This window comes from Streptomyces ardesiacus (genome assembly GCF_003112575.1).
Classification (GTDB): Bacteria; Actinomycetota; Actinomycetes; order Streptomycetales; family Streptomycetaceae; genus Streptomyces; species Streptomyces ardesiacus.
Map to the genome: position 1 here is coordinate 113437 of NZ_BEWC01000011.1, position 18416 is coordinate 131852.

At 70.1% G+C, this 18416-nt stretch carries 14 protein-coding genes; 11 read left to right on the top strand and 3 right to left on the bottom strand.

Annotated features, from left to right (window positions below):
* Positions 1–238: 238 nt before the first annotated feature.
* The 7 genes from ngcE to Sdi02f_RS32515 all read left to right on the top strand — a co-directional run bounded on the left by ngcE (position 239) and on the right by Sdi02f_RS32515 (position 8528).
* On the top strand, positions 239–1687 hold the full coding sequence (gene ngcE / locus Sdi02f_RS32485; RefSeq protein WP_030404414.1) for an N-acetylglucosamine/diacetylchitobiose ABC transporter substrate-binding protein: 1449 nt from the start codon (positions 239–241) through the stop codon (positions 1685–1687).
* 85 nt (positions 1688–1772) lie between these two features.
* Positions 1773–2699 carry a carbohydrate ABC transporter permease gene (locus tag Sdi02f_RS32490; protein WP_108934518.1) on the top strand — a complete coding sequence of 309 codons (927 nt, stop codon included), beginning with the start codon at positions 1773–1775 and terminating at the stop codon, positions 2697–2699.
* Between the two features lie 3 nt (positions 2700–2702).
* The gene (locus Sdi02f_RS32495) at positions 2703–3626 is read left to right on the top strand and encodes a carbohydrate ABC transporter permease (protein WP_030404412.1); all 924 of its coding nucleotides are present in this window, start codon (positions 2703–2705) and stop codon (positions 3624–3626) included.
* Between the two features lie 213 nt (positions 3627–3839).
* Positions 3840–5051: an ROK family transcriptional regulator gene (locus Sdi02f_RS32500; RefSeq protein ID WP_030404411.1), complete on the top strand. Its 1212-nt coding sequence runs from the start codon at positions 3840–3842 to the stop codon at positions 5049–5051.
* Between the two features lie 133 nt (positions 5052–5184).
* Positions 5185–6288, top strand: a complete 1104-nt coding sequence (locus Sdi02f_RS32505) for an ABC transporter substrate-binding protein (RefSeq protein WP_030404410.1) — start codon at positions 5185–5187, stop codon at positions 6286–6288.
* A 159-nt stretch (positions 6289–6447) separates the two neighbouring features.
* Entirely contained in the window at positions 6448–7239 is a 792-nt protein-coding gene (locus tag Sdi02f_RS32510; protein WP_030404409.1) for an ATP-binding cassette domain-containing protein, read from the top strand.
* Positions 7236–8528 (top strand): sugar ABC transporter permease, encoded by a 1293-nt coding sequence (locus tag Sdi02f_RS32515; RefSeq protein WP_030404408.1) that lies wholly within the window; start codon positions 7236–7238, stop codon positions 8526–8528. The genes Sdi02f_RS32510 and Sdi02f_RS32515 overlap by 4 nt, the downstream gene beginning before the upstream one ends.
* A gap of 113 nt (positions 8529–8641) precedes the next feature.
* On the opposite strand, the gene Sdi02f_RS32520 is transcribed toward Sdi02f_RS32515, so the two are convergent.
* Entirely contained in the window at positions 8642–10165 is a 1524-nt protein-coding gene (locus tag Sdi02f_RS32520; protein ID WP_053664834.1) for a chitinase, read from the bottom strand.
* A gap of 419 nt (positions 10166–10584) precedes the next feature.
* Between Sdi02f_RS32520 and dxs the strand changes: the two genes are divergently transcribed.
* Both dxs and Sdi02f_RS32535 read left to right on the top strand, forming a co-directional pair.
* Positions 10585–12513 carry a 1-deoxy-D-xylulose-5-phosphate synthase gene (gene dxs, locus Sdi02f_RS32530; protein WP_030404406.1) on the top strand — a complete coding sequence of 643 codons (1929 nt, stop codon included), beginning with the start codon at positions 10585–10587 and terminating at the stop codon, positions 12511–12513.
* Between the two features lie 151 nt (positions 12514–12664).
* On the top strand, positions 12665–14176 hold the full coding sequence (locus tag Sdi02f_RS32535; RefSeq protein ID WP_030404405.1) for an amino acid permease: 1512 nt from the start codon (positions 12665–12667) through the stop codon (positions 14174–14176).
* 47 nt (positions 14177–14223) lie between these two features.
* Here Sdi02f_RS32535 and Sdi02f_RS32540 read toward each other — a convergent pair whose 3' ends face one another.
* Positions 14224–14601 (bottom strand): PIN domain-containing protein, encoded by a 378-nt coding sequence (locus Sdi02f_RS32540; RefSeq protein WP_030404404.1) that lies wholly within the window; start codon positions 14599–14601, stop codon positions 14224–14226.
* A 79-nt stretch (positions 14602–14680) separates the two neighbouring features.
* Here Sdi02f_RS32540 and Sdi02f_RS32545 point away from each other — a divergent pair, with 79 nt between their 5' ends.
* A complete protein-coding gene (locus Sdi02f_RS32545; protein WP_030404403.1) occupies positions 14681–15709 on the top strand; it encodes a PLL family lectin in 1029 nt (342 codons plus the stop codon).
* A 129-nt stretch (positions 15710–15838) separates the two neighbouring features.
* On the top strand, positions 15839–16963 hold the full coding sequence (locus tag Sdi02f_RS32550; protein WP_030404402.1) for a PLL family lectin: 1125 nt from the start codon (positions 15839–15841) through the stop codon (positions 16961–16963).
* Positions 16964–17046: 83 nt separating this feature from the next.
* On the opposite strand, the gene Sdi02f_RS32555 is transcribed toward Sdi02f_RS32550, so the two are convergent.
* Positions 17047–18135 carry an LCP family protein gene (locus Sdi02f_RS32555; protein ID WP_108934519.1) on the bottom strand — a complete coding sequence of 363 codons (1089 nt, stop codon included), beginning with the start codon at positions 18133–18135 and terminating at the stop codon, positions 17047–17049.
* Between the last annotated feature and the right edge of the window lie 281 nt (positions 18136–18416).

Below are 18416 nucleotides of genomic sequence, written 5' to 3' on the forward strand. Positions count from 1 at the left end.
GTCAGCGGAAAGTGGACTATACCTGTCGGCCACCGGGGGATACGGGGGGAACCACGACGAGGAACCGCCCAAGCGCCCGAACAGCAGTGACAGCGATGAGAGCATCGGTGACTGCACAGCAGTACCCGCGTTTCCCGTACGGCCCAGCACGAACCAGCACGACCCAGCGTGACCCGATCGCGGTGCCGGGGAGGATCCGGTTCACCGCCTGAGTCCTGGAGAAGGCGAGGACTTGAGCATGGGATCCACTTCCGCCGAGAACAACGGTACGGGCGTCGGCCGCCGCGATCTGATCAAGCGGTCCGCCGCGCTCGGCCTGATCTCCGTACCCGCCATGGGCTTCCTGTCCGCCTGCGCGAGCGGTGGCGGCGACGACCAGAAGAAGGCGGAGGCGGGCGAGAAGTCCGCCAAGAACCCGCTGGCGGTCAACGAGAGCGCCCAGATGGAGTTCGTCCTCTTCGACGGAGGCTTCGGCAAGGAGTACGCCGAGGACGCCGTGAAGCTGTACGAGAAGGCCTTTCCGAAGGCCAAGGTGAAGTTCGCCGCCACCCAGAAGATCCAGTCGACCCTGCAGCCGCGCTTCAACGGCGGCAACCCGCCCGACCTCGTCGACAACTCCGGCGCCGAGCAGATGGACATGGGCGTCCTGGTGGGCAAGAAGCAGCTCGCCGACCTCACCCCGCTGCTGGACGCCCCCTCCTACGACGACCCGAGCAAGAAGGTCCGCGACACGCTGCGCCCCGGCATCGTGGAGATGGGCCAGTTCGACGGCGACCCGGTCTGGATCCTGTACTACGCCTACACGGTCTACGGGAACTGGTACTCCCAGAAGGCCCTGGACTCCCTGGACGCGGAGTACCCCAAGACCTGGGACGAGATGATCGCGGTCTGCAAGAAGGCCAAGAAGAAGGGCATGGCCGGCTGGACCTACGCCGGCAAGTACCCGTACTACATCCCCTTCTCGATGTCCCCGATGATCGCCAAGGTCGGCGGCCGCGAGGTGCTCGACGCCATCGACAACCTCGAGCCGAACGCCTGGAAGCACCCGGCCGTCAAGACCGTCTTCGAGGCCTGGTACGAGCTGTACAAGGGCGGTTACGTCCTCAAGGGCACCCCGGGCCTGGACCACATCCAGTCGCAGACCGCGTGGGCCAAGGGCGACGCCCTGTTCCTCCCCAACGGCTCCTGGGTGGAGAACGAGTCGGCCAAGGTCATCCCCGCCGACTTCGGCCTCGCCGTCTCCGCCCCGCCCGGCATCGACGACAGCGACAAGATGCCCTTCGGCACCATCTGGGCCTCCGGCGGCGAGCCCTTCATCGTCCCCGCCAAGGCGGCCAACGGCTCCGGCGGTATGGAGCAGCTGCGCATCATGCTCAGCGAGGAGTCCTCCAAGAACTTCACGAGCAAGGTGAAGTCGCTGAGCGCCTACAACGGCGGCACCGACGGCATCGAGCTGACCCCGGGCCTCAAGTCCGGTGTCGCGGCGCTCGAACTGGCCGGCGACAACGTGGTGAACCCGCGCATGCAGGACTGGTACGTGCAGCTCCAGAAGGAGAAGATCGGCGTCTCCTGCCTGGGCGAGATGATGGCGGGCCGGATGACCCCCGCCGAGACCATCAAGAAGATCCAGGGCTACGCGGACGAAGCCGCCAAGGACTCGTCGATCAAGCACTACAAGCACCAGTGAGGACGCGTCACCAGGGCCTGTCCGGCGCCACCGCGCCGGGCGGGCCCTGGCGGCGCCATCCGCGCGCAGATCGGGGTCGGTAGCAATGCAGCACGGCAAGTACCGGTTCATCGTGGGGTTCCTCGCGGTCCCCCTGGGACTGTACGCGCTCTTCGTCATCTGGCCGTTCATCCAGTCCATCTACTACTCGTTCACGGACTGGACCGGGCTGAGTCCCGAGTTCAAGATGGTCGGCTTCGACAACTACTCGCGGATGCTCGACGACGACATCTTCTGGAAGTCGTTGCAGCACAGCGTGATCTTCGCCCTGCTGGTGCCGTTGGTGACACTCAGCCTGGCACTGTTCTTCGCCTTCATGATCAACGTGGGGGGACGCCGCCGCCGCGGCGGGCCCGCCATCTCCGGCGTGCGCGGCTCGGGCGTCTACAAGATCGTGTACTTCTTCCCGCAGGTGCTCTCCATCGCGATCGTCGCCCTGCTGTTCCAGTTCGCCTACAACCCGGACAGCGGCGCGATCAACTCCCTGCTGCGCGGGATCGGCCTCGACTCCGTCCAGCCCCTGTGGCTCGGCGACCCCAGCATCGCCCTGTGGTGCGTGATGGCGGTGCTCGTCTGGTCGACGGTCGGCTTCTTCGTGGTGCTCTTCTCCGCGGGCATGGCCTCCATCCCGGCGGAGCTGTACGAGGCCGCGCTGCTGGACGGGGCGAACCGCGCCACCACCTTCTTCAAGGTGACCCTGCCGCTGCTGTGGGACACCGTGCAGTCCGGCTGGGTCTACATGGGCATCCTCGCGCTGGGCGCCGAGTCCTTCGCGGTCGTGCAGATCATGACGACCGGACCCGGCGGACCCGACTACTCGACCACCGTCATGGTCCTGTACGTGTACCAGAAGGCGTTCCGTGACGGTCAGGCCGCCTACGCCACCACCATCGGCGTCGCCCTGCTCGTCGTCACGCTGGCCTTCGCCGCCGTCGTGACGCGGCTGGGCCGGCGCGAGCGGCTGGAGTTCTGATCCATGAAGACGACCGAGACCCCCGCCCCCGTGCCCGCGGAGCCCGGCACGCCCGTCCTGAAGACCCAGGCCGCCCCCGGTGGACCGAAGAAGGGGAAGAAGGAGGGCACCACCCTCAACGTCTTCTCCCACGGCGTCCTGGTCATCTGGGCGATCATGGTCGGTATGCCGCTGGTGTGGGCGGTGATGACCTCCTTCAAGGACGACGCCTCCATCTTCGGCTCGCCCTGGTCGCTGCCCGACAAGCTGCACTTCGACAACTGGTCGCGGGCCTGGTCCCAGGCGCACATGAGCGACTACTTCCTCAACACCGTCCTGGTCGTGGGCGGTTCGCTCATCGGCACCCTGGTGCTGGGTTCCATGGCGGCCTACGTCCTGGCCCGGTTCGACTTTCCGGGGAACCGGTTCATCTATTACTTGTTCATCGCCGGCATGAGTTTCCCGATCATGCTCGCCCTGGTCCCGTTGTTCTACGTCGTGGACAACATGGGAATGCTGAACACCATCCACGGGCTGATCCTGGTCTACATCGCCTATTCGCTGCCCTTCACGGTGTTCTTCCTGACCGGGTTCTTCCGCAGCCTGCCCAGTTCGGTGGCGGAGGCCGCGTTCGTCGACGGGGCCTCGCACACCCGGACGTTCTTCCAGGTCATGCTGCCGATGGCCAAGCCCGGCCTGATCAGCGTGGGGATCTTCAACTTCCTGGGCCAGTGGAACCAGTACATGCTGCCGACCGTGCTGAACACGGACCCGGACAAGCACGTCCTCACCCAGGGCCTGGTGCAGCTGGCGGTCAGCCAGGGGTACAAGGGCGACTGGTCGGGCCTGTTCGCCGGCCTGGTCATGGCGATGCTGCCGGTGCTGGCCGCATACATCATCTTCCAGCGCCAGGTCGTCCAGGGGCTCACGGCGGGCGCGCTGAAGTAGCGCCCGGCCCGGTCCCGGACCCCCGGGACCTCACCCGCATGCCGCTCCCGGTGCCCGGGGGCGGCATGCTCGTGTGTGCGCAGCCGCACTCACGGGATACCCGGATGCCGTTCAACCTCTTGACGGTAGGTGACCCGAACGGCTCTGCTTAGGGTTCACTAGTTGCACATGGAAGGGGCCTCATCGAAGCGGCCCCGCGCGCAGGAGGTCGTCGTGGAGACTCCCGGGTCGCAGTCGTCGCTGCACCGAGCCAACCTGGAACGCGTCGTACGGGCGGTACGGCTCGCCGGTTCGCTCACGCAGGCGGAGATCGCGAGGACGACGGGCCTGTCCGCGGCCACGGTCTCCAACATCGTCCGGGAGCTGAAGGACGGCGGAACGGTCGAGGTCACGCCCACCTCCGCGGGCGGCCGGCGGGCCCGCAGCGTCTCGCTGAGCGGCGACGCCGGGATCGTCATCGGCGTGGACTTCGGCCACACCCACCTGCGCGTCGCCGTCGGCAACCTCGCCCACCAGGTGCTCGCCGAGGAGTCCGAGCCCCTGGACGTCGACGCGTCCGCGGCCCAGGGCTTCGACCGGGCGGAACAACTGGTCAGCCGTCTGATCGCGGCCACCGGCGTGGACCGCGCCAAGATCGCCGGGGTGGGCCTCGGCGTGCCCGGCCCGATCGACGTGGAGTCCGGGACGCTGGGCTCCACCGCGATCCTGCCCGGCTGGGGCGGCACCCGGCCCGCCGAGGAGCTGCGGGGCCGGCTCGGCGTACCGGTGCACGTGGACAACGACGCCAACCTCGGCGCCCTGGGCGAGCTGGTCTGGGGCAGCGGCCGGGGCGTGCGGGACCTGGCGTACATCAAGGTCGCCAGCGGTGTCGGCGCCGGTCTGGTGATCAACGGGAAGATCTACCGCGGACCCGGCGGCACGGCGGGCGAAATCGGGCACATCACCCTCGACGAGGCCGGTCCCGTCTGCCGATGCGGAAACCGGGGTTGCCTGGAGACCTTCGCGGCAGCACGCTATGTGCTTCCGCTCCTCCAGCCCAGCCACGGCACCGATCTCACGATGGAGGGCGTGGTGCGGCTGGCCCGGGACGGTGACCCCGGTTGCCGTCGGGTGATCGCCGACGTCGGCCGTCACATCGGCAGTGGAGTCGCCAACCTCTGCAACCTGCTCAACCCGAGCCGAGTCGTCCTCGGCGGTGATCTCGCCGAGGCCGGGGAGCTGGTGCTCGGGCCGATAAGGGAGTCCGTCGGGCGTTACGCCATCCCCAGCGCGGCGCGCCAACTGTCCGTACTTCCGGGGGCCCTTGGAGGCCGTGCGGAGGTGCTCGGGGCGCTCGCGCTGGCCCTGAGCGAGATGGGCGATTCGACGCTGTTGGACGGATCTGCGACCGGCGCTCTGCCGACGGCCACGCCTGCCTTCACTTAGAGCACGGATGGCACCGTTGTCATCTCGTTAAGGATTTACTTCTTGACGTCGCACGTGCGGCCGAGTTGACTTCCAGCCACCTCGGCCGCAACGTCGCGGCCTCGTCAGGGAGGTTTCTGAAGTGAACACGCGTATGCGTCGTGCCGCCGTTGCCCTCGCCGCTGGTGCCATGGCCGTGTCCCTCGCCGCCTGTGGCAGCGCCAAGGAGTCCGGCGACGGCAACGAATCGTCCGACTCGGCGGCGAAGAAGGGCGACGACATCACGGTCGGTCTGCTCCTTCCGGAGAACCAGACCGCGCGGTACGAGAAGTTCGACAAGCCCATGATCGAGAAGAAGGTCAAGGAGCTCACGAACAACAAGGGCAAGGTCGTCTACAACAACGCCAAGCAGGACGCCAGCCTGCAGAACCAGCAGGTCGAGACGATGATCACCAACAAGGTGGACGTGCTGATCATCGACGCGGTGGACTTCAAGGCCATCGCCGGCTCGGTGAAGAAGGCCCACGACGCCGGCATCAAGGTCGTCGCCTTCGACCGCCTGGCCGAGGGCCCGATCGACGCCTACACCTCGTTCGACAACGTGACCGTCGGCAAGACGCAGGGCGAGGCCCTCCTGAAGGCGCTGGGCGACAAGGCCAAGGACAGCCAGATCGTCATGATGAACGGTTCCTCCACGGACCCGAACGCCGCCCAGTTCAAGGAGGGCGCCCACTCCGTCCTCGACGGCAAGGTGAAGATCGGCCGCGAGTACGACACCAAGGAGTGGAAGCCGGAGAACGCCAACGCCAACATGGACGCGGCGATCTCCGCGCTCGGCAAGGACAAGATCGACGGCGTCTACTCGGCCAACGACGGCATGGCGGGCGGCTCCATCACCGCCCTCAAGCGCGCCGGCATCACGAACATCCCGGTCACCGGCCAGGACGCCGAACTCGCGGGCGTGCAGCGCATCGTCACCGGTGAGCAGTACATGAGCGTCTTCAAGTCCTACCCCAAGGAGGCCGAGACCGCGGCCGAGATGGCCGTCGCGCTGGCCAAGGGCGAGTCGCTGGACTCCATCGCCAACGACAAGGTCGACAGCGCCACGACCAAGGGCGTTCCCACCGTCATCGTCCCGGTCGTCGCACTGACCAAGGACAACATCAAGGAGACCGTCATCAAGGACGGCTTCTACACGGTGGACGAGATCTGCACGGCCAAGTACAAGGCCGCGTGCGACAAGATCGGCCTCAAGTAAGCGGACCCGCGTCCCGCGCCGCCCGAGCGGCCCGGACCGACCGCCCCGGCTCCTCCGGCGCCCCGCAGTCATCAGCCCCGCAAGCTACGCGGGGCGCCGGACGGAACACCCCCCAACAAACTTCTGCACAACCTCCCGCCGGGTCAGGCGGCGAAGGAGATGGTTCACGTGTCCGCTACGCCCGTGCTGGCGTTGCGCGGGGTCTCCAAGCGATTCGGTGCCGTCCAGGCGCTCACCGACGTCGAGCTTGAGGTCCACGCCGGTGAGGTGGTCGCCCTGGTGGGCGACAACGGTGCCGGAAAGTCCACGCTGGTCAAGACGATCGCCGGCGTGCACCCCATCGATGAAGGCGCCATCGAGTGGGACGGAAAGTCCGTCACGATCAACAAGCCGCACGACGCCCAGAACCTGGGCATCGCGACCGTCTACCAGGACCTCGCGCTGTGCGACAACATCGACGTGGTCGGCAACCTCTTCCTCGGCCGGGAGATCCGCCGCCGCGGCGTCCTGGACGAGGTGGAGATGGAGCGCCGCTCCCGCGAGCTGCTGGACACGCTGTCCATCCGCATCCCCAGCGTCCGCATCCCGATCGCCTCGCTCTCCGGCGGCCAGCGCCAGGTGGTGGCGATCGCCCGGTCCATGCTCGGCGAGCCCAAGCTGGTCATCCTCGACGAGCCCACCGCCGCCCTCGGCGTCGAGCAGACCGCGCAGGTCCTCGACCTCGTGGAGCGGCTGCGCGAGCGCGGCCACGCCGTCATCCTCATCAGCCACAACATGGCCGACGTCAAGGCGGTCGCCGACAAGGTCGCCGTCCTGCGCCTCGGGCGCAACAACGGCATCTTCGAGGTCAAGTCGACCTCGCAGGAAGAGATCATCTCCGCCATCACCGGCGCCACGGAGAACGCCGTGACCCGTCGTGCGGCGCGCACCAATGGGGAGATCAAGAAGTGAGCATCGACAAGACCTCCACCCCCGCCGAGGACAAGGCGGTCGGGAACCCCGCCGCGGCCTCCGGCGCGGCCACCGCGGTCGACCCGCGGCTGCTGGTGCGCGAGCAGGGACTCGCGGGCTACCTCGGCGAGTTCAAGCGGAAGATGAAGGCCGGTGACCTCGGGTCCATACCGGTCGTCGTCGGACTGCTGATCATCTGGGCCATCTTCACCAGCCTGAACTCCAACTTCCTCACCGCCGGCAACTTCTCCGACATGTCGGTCGCCATGGTCGGCACCGGCATGATCGCTGTCGGCATCGTCTTCGTCCTGCTGCTCGGCGAGATCGACCTGTCGGTCGGCTCGGTCAGCGGTGTCGCGGGCGCCACCTTCGCGGTGCTCAGCGTCACCCACGGCATGAACGAGTGGCTCGCCCTGGTGCTGGCCGTCCTCACCGGCACCGTGGCCGGCGCCATCCACGGCTTCGTCTTCGCCCGCATCGGTGTGCCGGCCTTCGCCGTGACGCTGGCCGGCCTGCTGTTCTGGCAGGGCTTCATGCTGCAGATCCTGGGCAGCAACGGCACGATCAACCTCGACTCCGAGGGTGTGGTCGTGAAGATGACCAGCTACTACTTCAGCGACGTGGCCGCCGCCTACGGCCTGGCGGTCGTGGTGACCGCGGGGTACTTCCTCACCGCGTTCTTCGACAACCGCCGCCGCGAGGCCGTGGGGGTCCCCTCCCGGCCGCTGAACGAGATCATCGTGCGCACGGTGCTGCTCGCGGTCCTGGCCTTCGCCGTGGCGATCGTCTTCAACCAGTACAAGGGCCTGCCGCTGGCCGTGGTGATCTTCCTGGCGTTCCTGCTGCTCACGGACTTCGTCCTGCGCCGCACCGCCTACGGTCGCAAGATCTTCGCGCTCGGCGGCAGCGTCGAGGCGTCCCGCCGTGCCGGCATCAACGTGGAACTGATCCGGATCTCGGTCTTCGCGATCGCCGGCGGTTTCGCCGCGATCGGCGGTCTGTTCGTGGCGTCGAAGATCGCCGCGGCCAACCAGGGCGCGGGCACCGGCGAGTTCCTGATGAACGTCATCGCCGCGGCCGTGATCGGCGGCACGTCCCTGTTCGGCGGCCGCGGCCGCACCTGGGACGCGCTGCTCGGTGTGATGGTCATCGTCTCGATCCAGTACGGCCTCGCCCTGGAGGGCATCGCCTCGCCGGTCCAGTACATGATCACCGGTGGCGTGCTGCTGGCGACCGTCGTCATCGACGCGATCACCCGCAAGACGCAGAAGACGGCCGGCCGCGCGTAGCACCGCCCCGCACGGCCGACTACGGTCCGTCCACCCGCCCCGCTGAGCCCTGGGCGGGCGGGCGGACCGCTTCGTTCGCAGGGCTGTGCCCTACCGCGGGGTCCTCGTGGTCGTCAGCAGGCGCCGAGGTCCTGCCAGACGCCCCACTGGCCGGTGGTCCCGGGCTCCTCGCCGGTCGTCCACCACTTGGCCTTCCAGGTGTGCCCCTGGTGGGAGACCTGCTGGCCGCCGGTGTAGACCGCGCCCGCGCTCCACGGGGCGGCGGTGCACTGGCTGCCGTTGCCGCCGGTGACGGTCAGGGAGTACGTGGCGCTGTGGCTGCCGGACGCGCTGGTGCCGGTGACGGTGACGGAGTACGTCCCCGAGACCGCCCGGTCGGTGGTGGCGAGGGTGAGGGTCGACTGCCCGCCCGCCGTGACCGAGGCGGGACTGAAGGACGCGGTGACCCCCGCCGGGACCCCGCTCGCGCTGAACCGCACCGTCTCCGCCGTCCCCGACTTCACCGCGGTCTTCACCGTGGTGGTGGCCGAGGCGCCCGCGGTCACCGTGCCGGAGGCCGGGGCGGCGGAGAGGGAGAAGTCGTTGGCCGGGGCGGTGCCGCCGCCGGTGAAGGGCGCGAAGATGTGCGAGAAGTCCCAGGTGTTCTGCTGGATGCCGGAGCAGTTGTCGGCCGCGCCGCCGCCCGCGCAGGTGCCGTTGTCCCGCTGGAGCGCCCAGAAGGAGAGCGTGTTGATGCCCTGCTTGAGGGCCCAGTCGTAGACGGTGCGGGCGTTGGCCAGGGTGAAGGTCTCCGCCGGGCCGAAGTCGTCGACGCCGATCATCTCGATGACGCCGATCATGTGCCACAGCTCGGCGGAGGACTTGGCCGGGTAGAGCCGGGCCAGCACGTCGTGCAGGCCCTGGGTGGCCGTCTGCGTGTCCTTGGCCATGTCGTGCTGCTGGTTGTCGTAGTAGTCGAACGTCATGAGGTTCACGACGTCGACCTTCGTGCCGTTCTTCACGGCGTTCTCGAGCAGGGCGACGCCGTTGCCCGCCAGACCCCGGGTGGTGGTGGGCAGCGTGTAGGAGATCTCGACGGTCCGGCCGTTCGCGGCGGCCCAGTCCTGGACCAGCTTGATCGCCTTGTTGCGGCGGTCGATGCCCGCGGTGTTGTCCAGCGAGTCGATCTCGATGTCCATGTCGAGCCGGGTGACGTCGTAGGTCGTGATGACCTTCTCGTAGGCCGCGGCGATCTGCTGGACGTCGGTGCAGCTGTCGGCGATCTCGGTGCCCGTGGTGTCGGCCGTGTAGCCGCCGAACGAGGGGATGACGTCGCCGCCGTTCGCCTGGATGGTGTCGACGTCGGCACCGAAGGTCGACTGCGCGATCGGCATCGACGTGTCGCCGTTCCAGTACGGCGTGCAGGAGCCCGCGGTGGCCGTCTGGAGGAAGGCCATCGTCAGGTGCTTGGCACCCGACTGGGCGGACAGCGCGGCCGGGCTCTCGCCGGTCCAGGCCTCGAAGTACGGGGCGAAGACCCGGTCCGGCAGCGGGGTCGCCGCCTCGGCGGCGCCGGTGCCGGAGAGGGCGAGGCCCACCGCGGCCACGGTGGTGGCGGCCGCGGTGAGGGCCGCGCGGAAGGAACGCATGCGTCTCATGTCAGTCCCGGTGTGTGTGGGGAGGAACGTCGATTCCCGTGCTGTGCTGGGGTGTTGCCGGGTACGGGGATATCGCCGGAGGACTGGGGGACGCAATGGTCTGGACCAGAATGGGACTAGACCAATCTGCGGGGCCGGACGTCACCGGGCCTGGACACCGTGCGCCCGGACGGACTGGACCACCCGGGTAAAGGTGTCCCCAAGCCGGTCGGGGGTGTGCCGGACGGCGCGGACGGGGAAACGGGGGGAAACGGGGAGACGGGGGAAACGGGGAAGGCGTCGACCGGCGACACGTAGAACGGCCCGCCGGTGGGTAAGGCCGAACGCGTGACGTACGACGCACCGCCCGGACACGTTCCGCCGGAGCGGAACATTAGACTCGACGAGCCCGGCAACAGCTCTACTGCAAGGAGGCACGGGTGCCGCTGCTGACCCGCATCACGGGACCGCGCGATCTGGACCGGCTCAGCCTGGAAGAGCTGAATCGGCTGGCCGAGGAGATCCGTACCTTCCTCGTCGACGCCGTCTCCAAGACCGGCGGCCACCTCGGCCCCAACCTCGGCGTGGTGGAACTCACCCTCGCCCTGCACCGCGTCTTCGACTCGCCGAAGGACAAGGTGCTCTGGGACACCGGCCACCAGTCCTACGTGCACAAGCTGCTCACCGGCCGCCAGGACTTCTCGAAGCTCAAGATGAAGGGCGGCCTGTCCGGCTACCCCTCGCAGGCCGAGTCCGAGCACGACGTCATCGAGAACAGCCACGCCTCCACCGTGCTGGGCTGGGCCGACGGCATCGCCAAGGCCAACCAGGTCCTGCGGCGCGACGACCACGTCGTCGCCGTCATCGGCGACGGCGCCCTCACCGGCGGCATGGCCTGGGAGGCGCTGAACAACATCGCCGCCGCCAAGGACCGCCCCCTGGTCATCGTCGTCAACGACAACGAGCGCTCCTACGCCCCCACCATCGGCGGTCTCGCCAACCACCTGGCGACTCTGCGCACCACCGACGGCTACGAGCGCTTCCTGGCCCGCACCAAGGAGGTCCTGGAGCGCACCCCGGTCGTCGGCCGCCCGCTCTACGACACCCTGCACGGCGCCAAGAAGGGCCTGAAGGACTTCATCGCCCCCCAGGGCATGTTCGAGGACCTCGGCCTCAAGTACGTCGGCCCGATCGACGGCCACGACCTGGAGGCCCTGGAGTCCGCCCTCACCCGCGCCAAGCGCTTCGGCGGCCCGGTGATCGTGCACTGCCTCACCGAGAAGGGCCGCGGCTACCAGCCCGCCCTCCAGGACGAGGCCGACCGCTTCCACGCCGTCGGCAAGATCCACCCCGACACCGGCCTGCCCATCTCCACCTCCGGCGCCGACTGGACGTCCGTCTTCGGCGACGAGATGCTCGAGCTCGGCAAGGAGCGCGAGGACGTCGTCGCCATCACGGCCGCGATGCTCCAGCCGGTCGGCCTGGACAAGTTCGCCAAGGCCTTCCCCGACCGCGTCTACGACGTCGGCATCGCCGAGCAGCACGGCGCCGTCTCCGCGGCCGGTCTCGCCCACGGCGGCGTCCACCCGGTCTTCGCCGTGTACGCCACCTTCCTCAACCGTGCCTTCGACCAGGTCCTCATGGACGTCGCCCTGCACAAGTGCGGCGTGACGTTCGTGCTCGACCGGGCCGGCGTCACCGGCACCGACGGCGCCTCCCACAACGGCATGTGGGACATGTCGATCCTCCAGGTCGTCCCCGGCCTCAGGCTCGCCGCCCCGCGCGACGCCGACCAGGTCCGCGCCCAGCTCCGCGAGGCCGTCGCGGTGGACGACGCGCCGACCGTGGTCCGCTTCTCCAAGGGCGCCGTCGGCCCCGCCGTACCCGCCGTCGGCCGCGTCGGCGGCATGGACGTGCTGCGCGCCCCCGGGACCGAGACCCCCGACGTGCTCCTGGTCTCCGTCGGCGCCCTCGCGCCGATGTGCCTGGAGGTGGCGGACCTCCTGGACAAGCAGGGCATCTCCACCACCGTCGTCGACCCCCGCTGGGTCAAGCCCGTCGACGAGGCCATGGCCCCGCTCGCCGAGCGCCACCGCGTGGTCGTCACCGTCGAGGACAACTCCCGCGTCGGCGGGGTCGGCGCCGCCGTCGCCCAGGCCCTGCGCGACGCCGGCGTCGACGTGCCGCTGCGCGACTTCGGCATCCCGCCGCGCTTCCTCGACCACGCCTCCCGCGCCGAGGTCCTCGCCGAGATCGGGCTCACCGCGCCCGACATCGCGCGCCAGGTCACCGGCCTGGTCGCCAAGCTCGACGGCAAGTACGACCGCGCGGGCGCCGAGGTGGACCAGGTGGAGGCCGCGCGCGACTGACGCCGCGCACCCCGCGCTCCGCCGGACGGGCCGGTCGCGCCACTCGTTGCAGTGGCGCGACCGGCCCATCCGCGTGAAATCGCCCATGCCGGGGCATACGCAGTACGCCCCCTCTCGATCATGTCGAGGACGACAAGCGTGGGAGGTCCCCGTGAGCAACACCCTCTTCAGGACCAAGAAGATCGAGCAGTCCATCCGTGACACGGAGGAACCGGAGCACGCGCTCAAGAAATCCCTGTCGGCACTGGACCTGACCGTCTTCGGCATCGGCGTCGTCATCGGCACCGGCATCTTCGTACTGACCGGCACCGTCGCCAAGAACAACGCGGGACCCGCCGTCGCCCTCGCGTTCGTCGTCGCCGGAGTCGTCTGCGCGCTCGCCGCGCTGTGCTACGCCGAGTTCGCCTCCACCGTCCCGGTGGCCGGCTCCGCGTACACCTTCTCCTACGCCTCCCTGGGCGAACTGCCCGCCTGGATCATCGGCTGGGACCTGGTCCTGGAGTTCGCGCTCGGCACGGCGGTGGTGGCCGTCGGCTGGTCGGGCTACATCCGCTCGCTGTTGGACAACGCCGGCTGGCACATCCCCGCCGAGCTGGGCGGACGGGACGGCGCCCAGGGCTTCGGCTTCGACATCCTCGCCGCCGCCCTGGTGCTGGTGCTCACCGCCATCCTCGTGCTCGGCATGAAGCTGTCGGCACGGATCACCTCGCTCGTCGTCGCCATCAAGGTGGCCGTCGTCCTCATCGTGATCATCGCGGGTGCCTTCTTCGTCAAGAGCGCCAACTACGACCCCTTCATCCCGAAGTCGCAGCCCGTCGAGGCGGGCGGGGGACTGCACTCACCACTGATCCAGCTGATGTTCGGCTGGGCGCCGTCGAACTTCGGCGTGATGGGCATCTTCACGGCCGCCTCGGTCGTCTTCTTCGCCTTCATCGGCTTCGACATCGTCGCCACCGCCGCCGAGGAGACCAGGAACCCGCAGCGCGACATGCCGCGCGGCATCCTCGGCTCCCTGGTGATCTGCACCCTCCTGTACGTGGGCGTCTCGATCGTCGTCACCGGCATGGAGCACTACACCAAGCTCTCCGTGGACGCCCCGCTCGCCGACGCGTTCAAGGCCACCGGGCATCCCTTCTTCTCCGGGGTGATCAGCTTCGGCGCCGCCGTCGGCCTGACGGTGGTCTGCATGATCCTTCTCCTCGGCCAGAGCCGGGTCTTCTTCGCGATGAGCCGCGACGGCCTGCTGCCGCGCTTCTTCTCCCACGTCCACCCGAGGTTCCGCACCCCCTACCGGCCGACCATCCTGCTCGGCGTCGTCATCGCGATCGTCGCCGGTTTCACCAGCCTCAGCGAACTGGCCGAGCTGGTGAACATCGGTACGCTCTTCGCCTTCGTCGTCGTCGCGATCAGCGTGATCATCCTGCGCAGGACCCGCCCCGACCTGCCCCGCGCCTTCCGTACCCCGCTGGTCCCGCTGCTGCCCGTCGTCTCCGTGGCCGCCTCGCTGTGGCTGATGCTCAACCTGCCCGCCGAGACCTGGGTGCGGTTCGGCATCTGGATGGCGATCGGCTTCGTCGTGTACTTCTTCTACGGCCGCACCCACAGCCGCCTGGCCCGCGGCGAGGACACCCCGGCCGAGCCGGCCGCGCCGAACGGTCCGTAGCGGGGCGGGGGCGCGTGCGTCGGCGGCCCGTGGGCGCCTCCCGGCCGTCACTCGGGCCGTACCGTCCTGGGCCCCGCCACCTGAGCCCCCAGCTCCGTCACCCGGCGGCGCAGTCCGCGGTCGGCCGTCACCACCAGGACGGCACGGCCGCCCGCCGCCCGCGCGACCAGCTCGACCATGTGGTCGTCCCCGCTGCCGGGCGCGGACTCGACCCGTACGCCGGGCACGGACTCCACCCCGCGGGCCGCGCCCTCGACCACGAGCACCACCTCCACGGGCCCCGCCCGCCCCGGCACCCCGTCCGCCGCCAGCCGGTCCCGCAGCCGCTCGGCGGCACCGCGCCGGTCCCGCCACCAGCCGTCGGGCACCGAGCCGACGACGTTCGCGGCGTCGACGATCACCAGCAGGGATGCGTTGTGGTCCATCCCGCCAGGGTGGCACGGCTCCCCGTCCGCAGCCGTACCCGACCGACACGGAGCCGAGGGCCCCGCTTAGAGTGATCCGGTGAATGGCGACTGGCTCCTTACCGGCCGCGACGGCCGCCTCAGTGTCTACCTCCCGTCCCACGGCGCCGCCCTGTGGCGTGCCGAACGCACGCCCGAGGGCCCCTGGGAGGCCCCGCGCCGCATCGGCGGCGACCAGGAACTGCGCCCGGACGGCGGCCTCGCGGCCGGCCGGGGAGCGAACGGCTACACCCACCTGGTCGCCTGGCGCCCCACCGGCGCCGGCCGCTGCGTCCTCGTGCACACCACGCACTTCCGGCCGCGGCTCGCGCCCCTGGACTGGCAGCCCGTCGGCCACCCCAACAAGCAGGGCGACCGCACCGGAACCCCCGCCGTGGCGGTCGACGCGCGGGGACGCGCCCACGTCTTCGTCCGCAACGGCGGCGGCGGCCTGAGCATGGTGGCCGAGCAGGAGAAGGGCGGCTGGGACCCGTGGCGGGACCTGAAGGGCCGCGGCGTCCAGGAGGCGCCGGCGGCCGTGACGTCCGACGCCGGCCTGGTCGAGGCGTACGCGCCCGTCGAGGGCGGCATCGCGCACTGGAGCCAGGACAAGCCGGGCGCCCGGCCGGCCCTGGGGGAGCGCCTCGACGCGGCGGTCCGTCCGGGCACCCTGCGCGCCCTGGCCACCTCCGCCGAGCACACCACGGTCTTCTTCACCGACGACGGCACCGGTGAGCTGTGCGCCTGGCGCCCCGGCGGAAAGGCCGTCCCGCTGGTCCCCGCCGCGGGCCCCGGTCCCGTGTCCGCCGTCCGCACCGTCATAGACGGCCACGACTGCACCCTCGTCGCCCAGCGCGCGGCGGGCAGCGGCCGCGTCGCCTTCGCCGCCTACCCCTCGGAACTGGAGGAGATGGGCGCGTCCTGGACCGAGTCGGGCCCCGTCCTGCCGGCCGACGCGACCGTCTCCCTGGCCCTGGACGCCGACGGCCGCCTGGTGGCGGCGTCCCTGTCCCCGTCGAGCGGTCAGTTGCTGCTGAGCCGGCGCAAGGACGAGGCGGGGCTGGCGCTCGGGGCGTGGGAAGCGGTCTGAGCGGTCCGGCCCCGTCCCGGCCGCCCGGCGACCGGCTCATGGGGAACTGGTGAACGAACGGCATATGATGTTCGGCGTTCGACGGTCCCTGTCCGAGGTGGGGCGGGCTTCAGGAAGGTGCAGCAGGCCATGCGGAAAAGGTCGGCAGGCCCCGTCGGCGCCGTCCGCCGGACCGGTCCCGGTGACGGGGGGCGGGAGCGCGGCGTCGTGCCGGCACCGGCCCACGGCGACTGGCTCACCCTGGGCAAGGACGGACGGCTCAGCCTCTACGCGCCCACCGACGGCGGCCTGCTGCGCTGGACGGAGACCGCCGTGGGCGGCCCCGCGTGGAGCGGACCGCACTTCGTCCCCGTCCAGGGACTGACCGACCTGACGGTCGTTCAGGGGGCGGACACCTACGTCCACTTCCTCGGCCGAAGAGAGCGGGAGCGGGCCGACGGCGGCACCGGTGTCGATGTCGTGCACGCCATCCAGTACCAGACCGGACTGGCCTTCACCGAGTGGCGCTCGCTCGGCAACCCCCACCGCGACCCCGCACAGGGCCGGGCGCTGGGACGGCCCGTCGGTGCCGTCGCGGCCGACGGGACCGTGCACGTCCTCGTGCCGGACGCGCACGGAGGTCTCGCGCTGCGCCGGGAGGCCCCGAACGGCAAGTGGCGTGCCTGGGAGGACCTGTCCGGCACCGGGATCGACACCCCGCCCGCGACCGTCTCCCTCGCCGGGGGACGGGTGGAGGTCTGCGCCGCCACCGCGTCCGGTGTCCTGCTGTGGCGCCAGGCCGCGCCCGGCGGCGACTTCGAAGGTCCCCGGGGCCTGGCCCTGCGGCCGGTGCCGGGCACGGTCGGCGCGCTGGAGACGGGGCCGGAGCGCGCCACGTTCTTCTGGGCCGACGCCGGCACGGGCGGCGTCGGCGCCTGGCGGGAGGGCGACTGGCCCGTCGCGCTGGGCGGTGCGCCGACCGGGGAGCCCTGCGCCCGGCTGCGCACGGTGGTGGACGGCTACGACAGTGTCGTCCTCGCCTGCCGGGACCGGGACGGCTCCGCCGTGCTCGGCGTGGGCGGCACGGAGAACGAGGCCGCCGGATTCTGGTGGTACGCCCTGGGCGAGTCCTGCCGGGGCGTCCCCGCGCTGGCCCGGGACGGCCACGGGCGGGTGGTGATGGCGCTGATCGGAGGCGACGGCACACCGAAGGTGGCCCGTCAGGAGGCCGGCAGCGGCCTGACCCTCACCCGCTGGCGGTCCCTGGAGGACTGAGCGGCTGTCACCGGACGTCGCGCCGGCCCCGCCCGACGGGCCCGCGCGGGTCGTCCGGCGGGCCCGTCCTCACGGAAGGGGAGTCAGCCGCCGGTCGCGGGCGACTTCTTCGCGGACTCGGGGATCTCGGAGTCCGAGCGCACGGCCTTCCACAGGTCGCCCGCCTGGGGTTCGGCGGCCACGACCCGGTTGGGGTCGACCTTGTCGTAGGCCACCGGAAGCATGATCGTCTCCATGGTCGCGGGGTCGACCCCGTTCATGCTGCGGGCGAAGTCCGCCAGGCTGGTCAGCGAGGCCAGGTCGGAATCGGTGGTGAGGGCCGCGGTGAGCGTGTCGGCGATCTTGTAGGTCTTGGTGGGGCTGCCGAACAGGTCCTGCTTCTTGACCTCGCTCAACAGCGCCATCAGAAACTGCTGCTGCAGTCCGATACGGCCGAGGTCGCTGCCGTCGCCCACCCCGTGCCGGGTCCGCACGAAGGCCAGGGACTGGGTGCCGTCCAGGGTGTGGGTGCCGGCGCTCAGGTCGAGACCGCTGGAGCTGTCCTTGATGGGCTCGTCGATGGTGACGGGCACTCCGCCGATGGCGTCGACCAGTCCCTTGAAGCCGGCGAAGTCGATCTCCATGTAGTGGTCCATGCGGATGCCGGACATCTTCTCGACCGTCTTGACCACACAGGCGGGCCCGGCCTGCGAGTACACGGAGTTGAACATCACCCGCTCCGCCTGCGGCAGGTCGGACCCGTCGGACGTGGTGCACTGCGGGCGGATGACGAGGGTGTCGCGCGGGATGCTGATCGCGACGGCCTCCTTGCGACCCTCGGGTATGTGCACCACCAGGGCGGTGTCCGAACGCGCCCCGGCGACCTTGCCGGTGCCGAGCGAGGCGTTGTCCCCGGCCCGCGAGTCCGAGCCCAGGACCAGGAGGTTCTGTCCCGACGTCGGCAGCTTCTCGGGGCGGTCGTCGCCGAGGGCCTTGTCGAGGTCCACCCCGTCGATGTTGCCGTTCAGGCTGCTGTAGAGCCAGTAGCCGGTGCCGCCGACGGCGAGCAGCAGCACCACCAGGGACAGGAGGACGATCCGGCCCCAGCGTCTGCGGCGGCGTGGGGTGCGGCGGCCGCCGTCCGGCGCGGCCCGGCGGGCACGCCGGGGCTCCGTCGTGGCGCTGTGCGACATGGTGTTCGGTTCCTCTCCTCACGGGCTCCGCGGAGACGGAGTCGCAGGGCCCGGGTGGGGGGAGGCCGGCCCGCTGTGCGGTCGTGTCAGTGCGAGAACTCTATATGCACCCACACGCAGGGATTTGACGAGCGGGGAACCATAGCGGGTAACAGCGATGTACGCCACATTAACTGGTCTTGACCGCCCATAAGAGTGACATAAGATATGGCGAACCTGTGACGGCTGTGAAGGGGGGCTTTCCGGCCGTCCGGGGTGTTCCCGGTGACGCATGAGGCGGT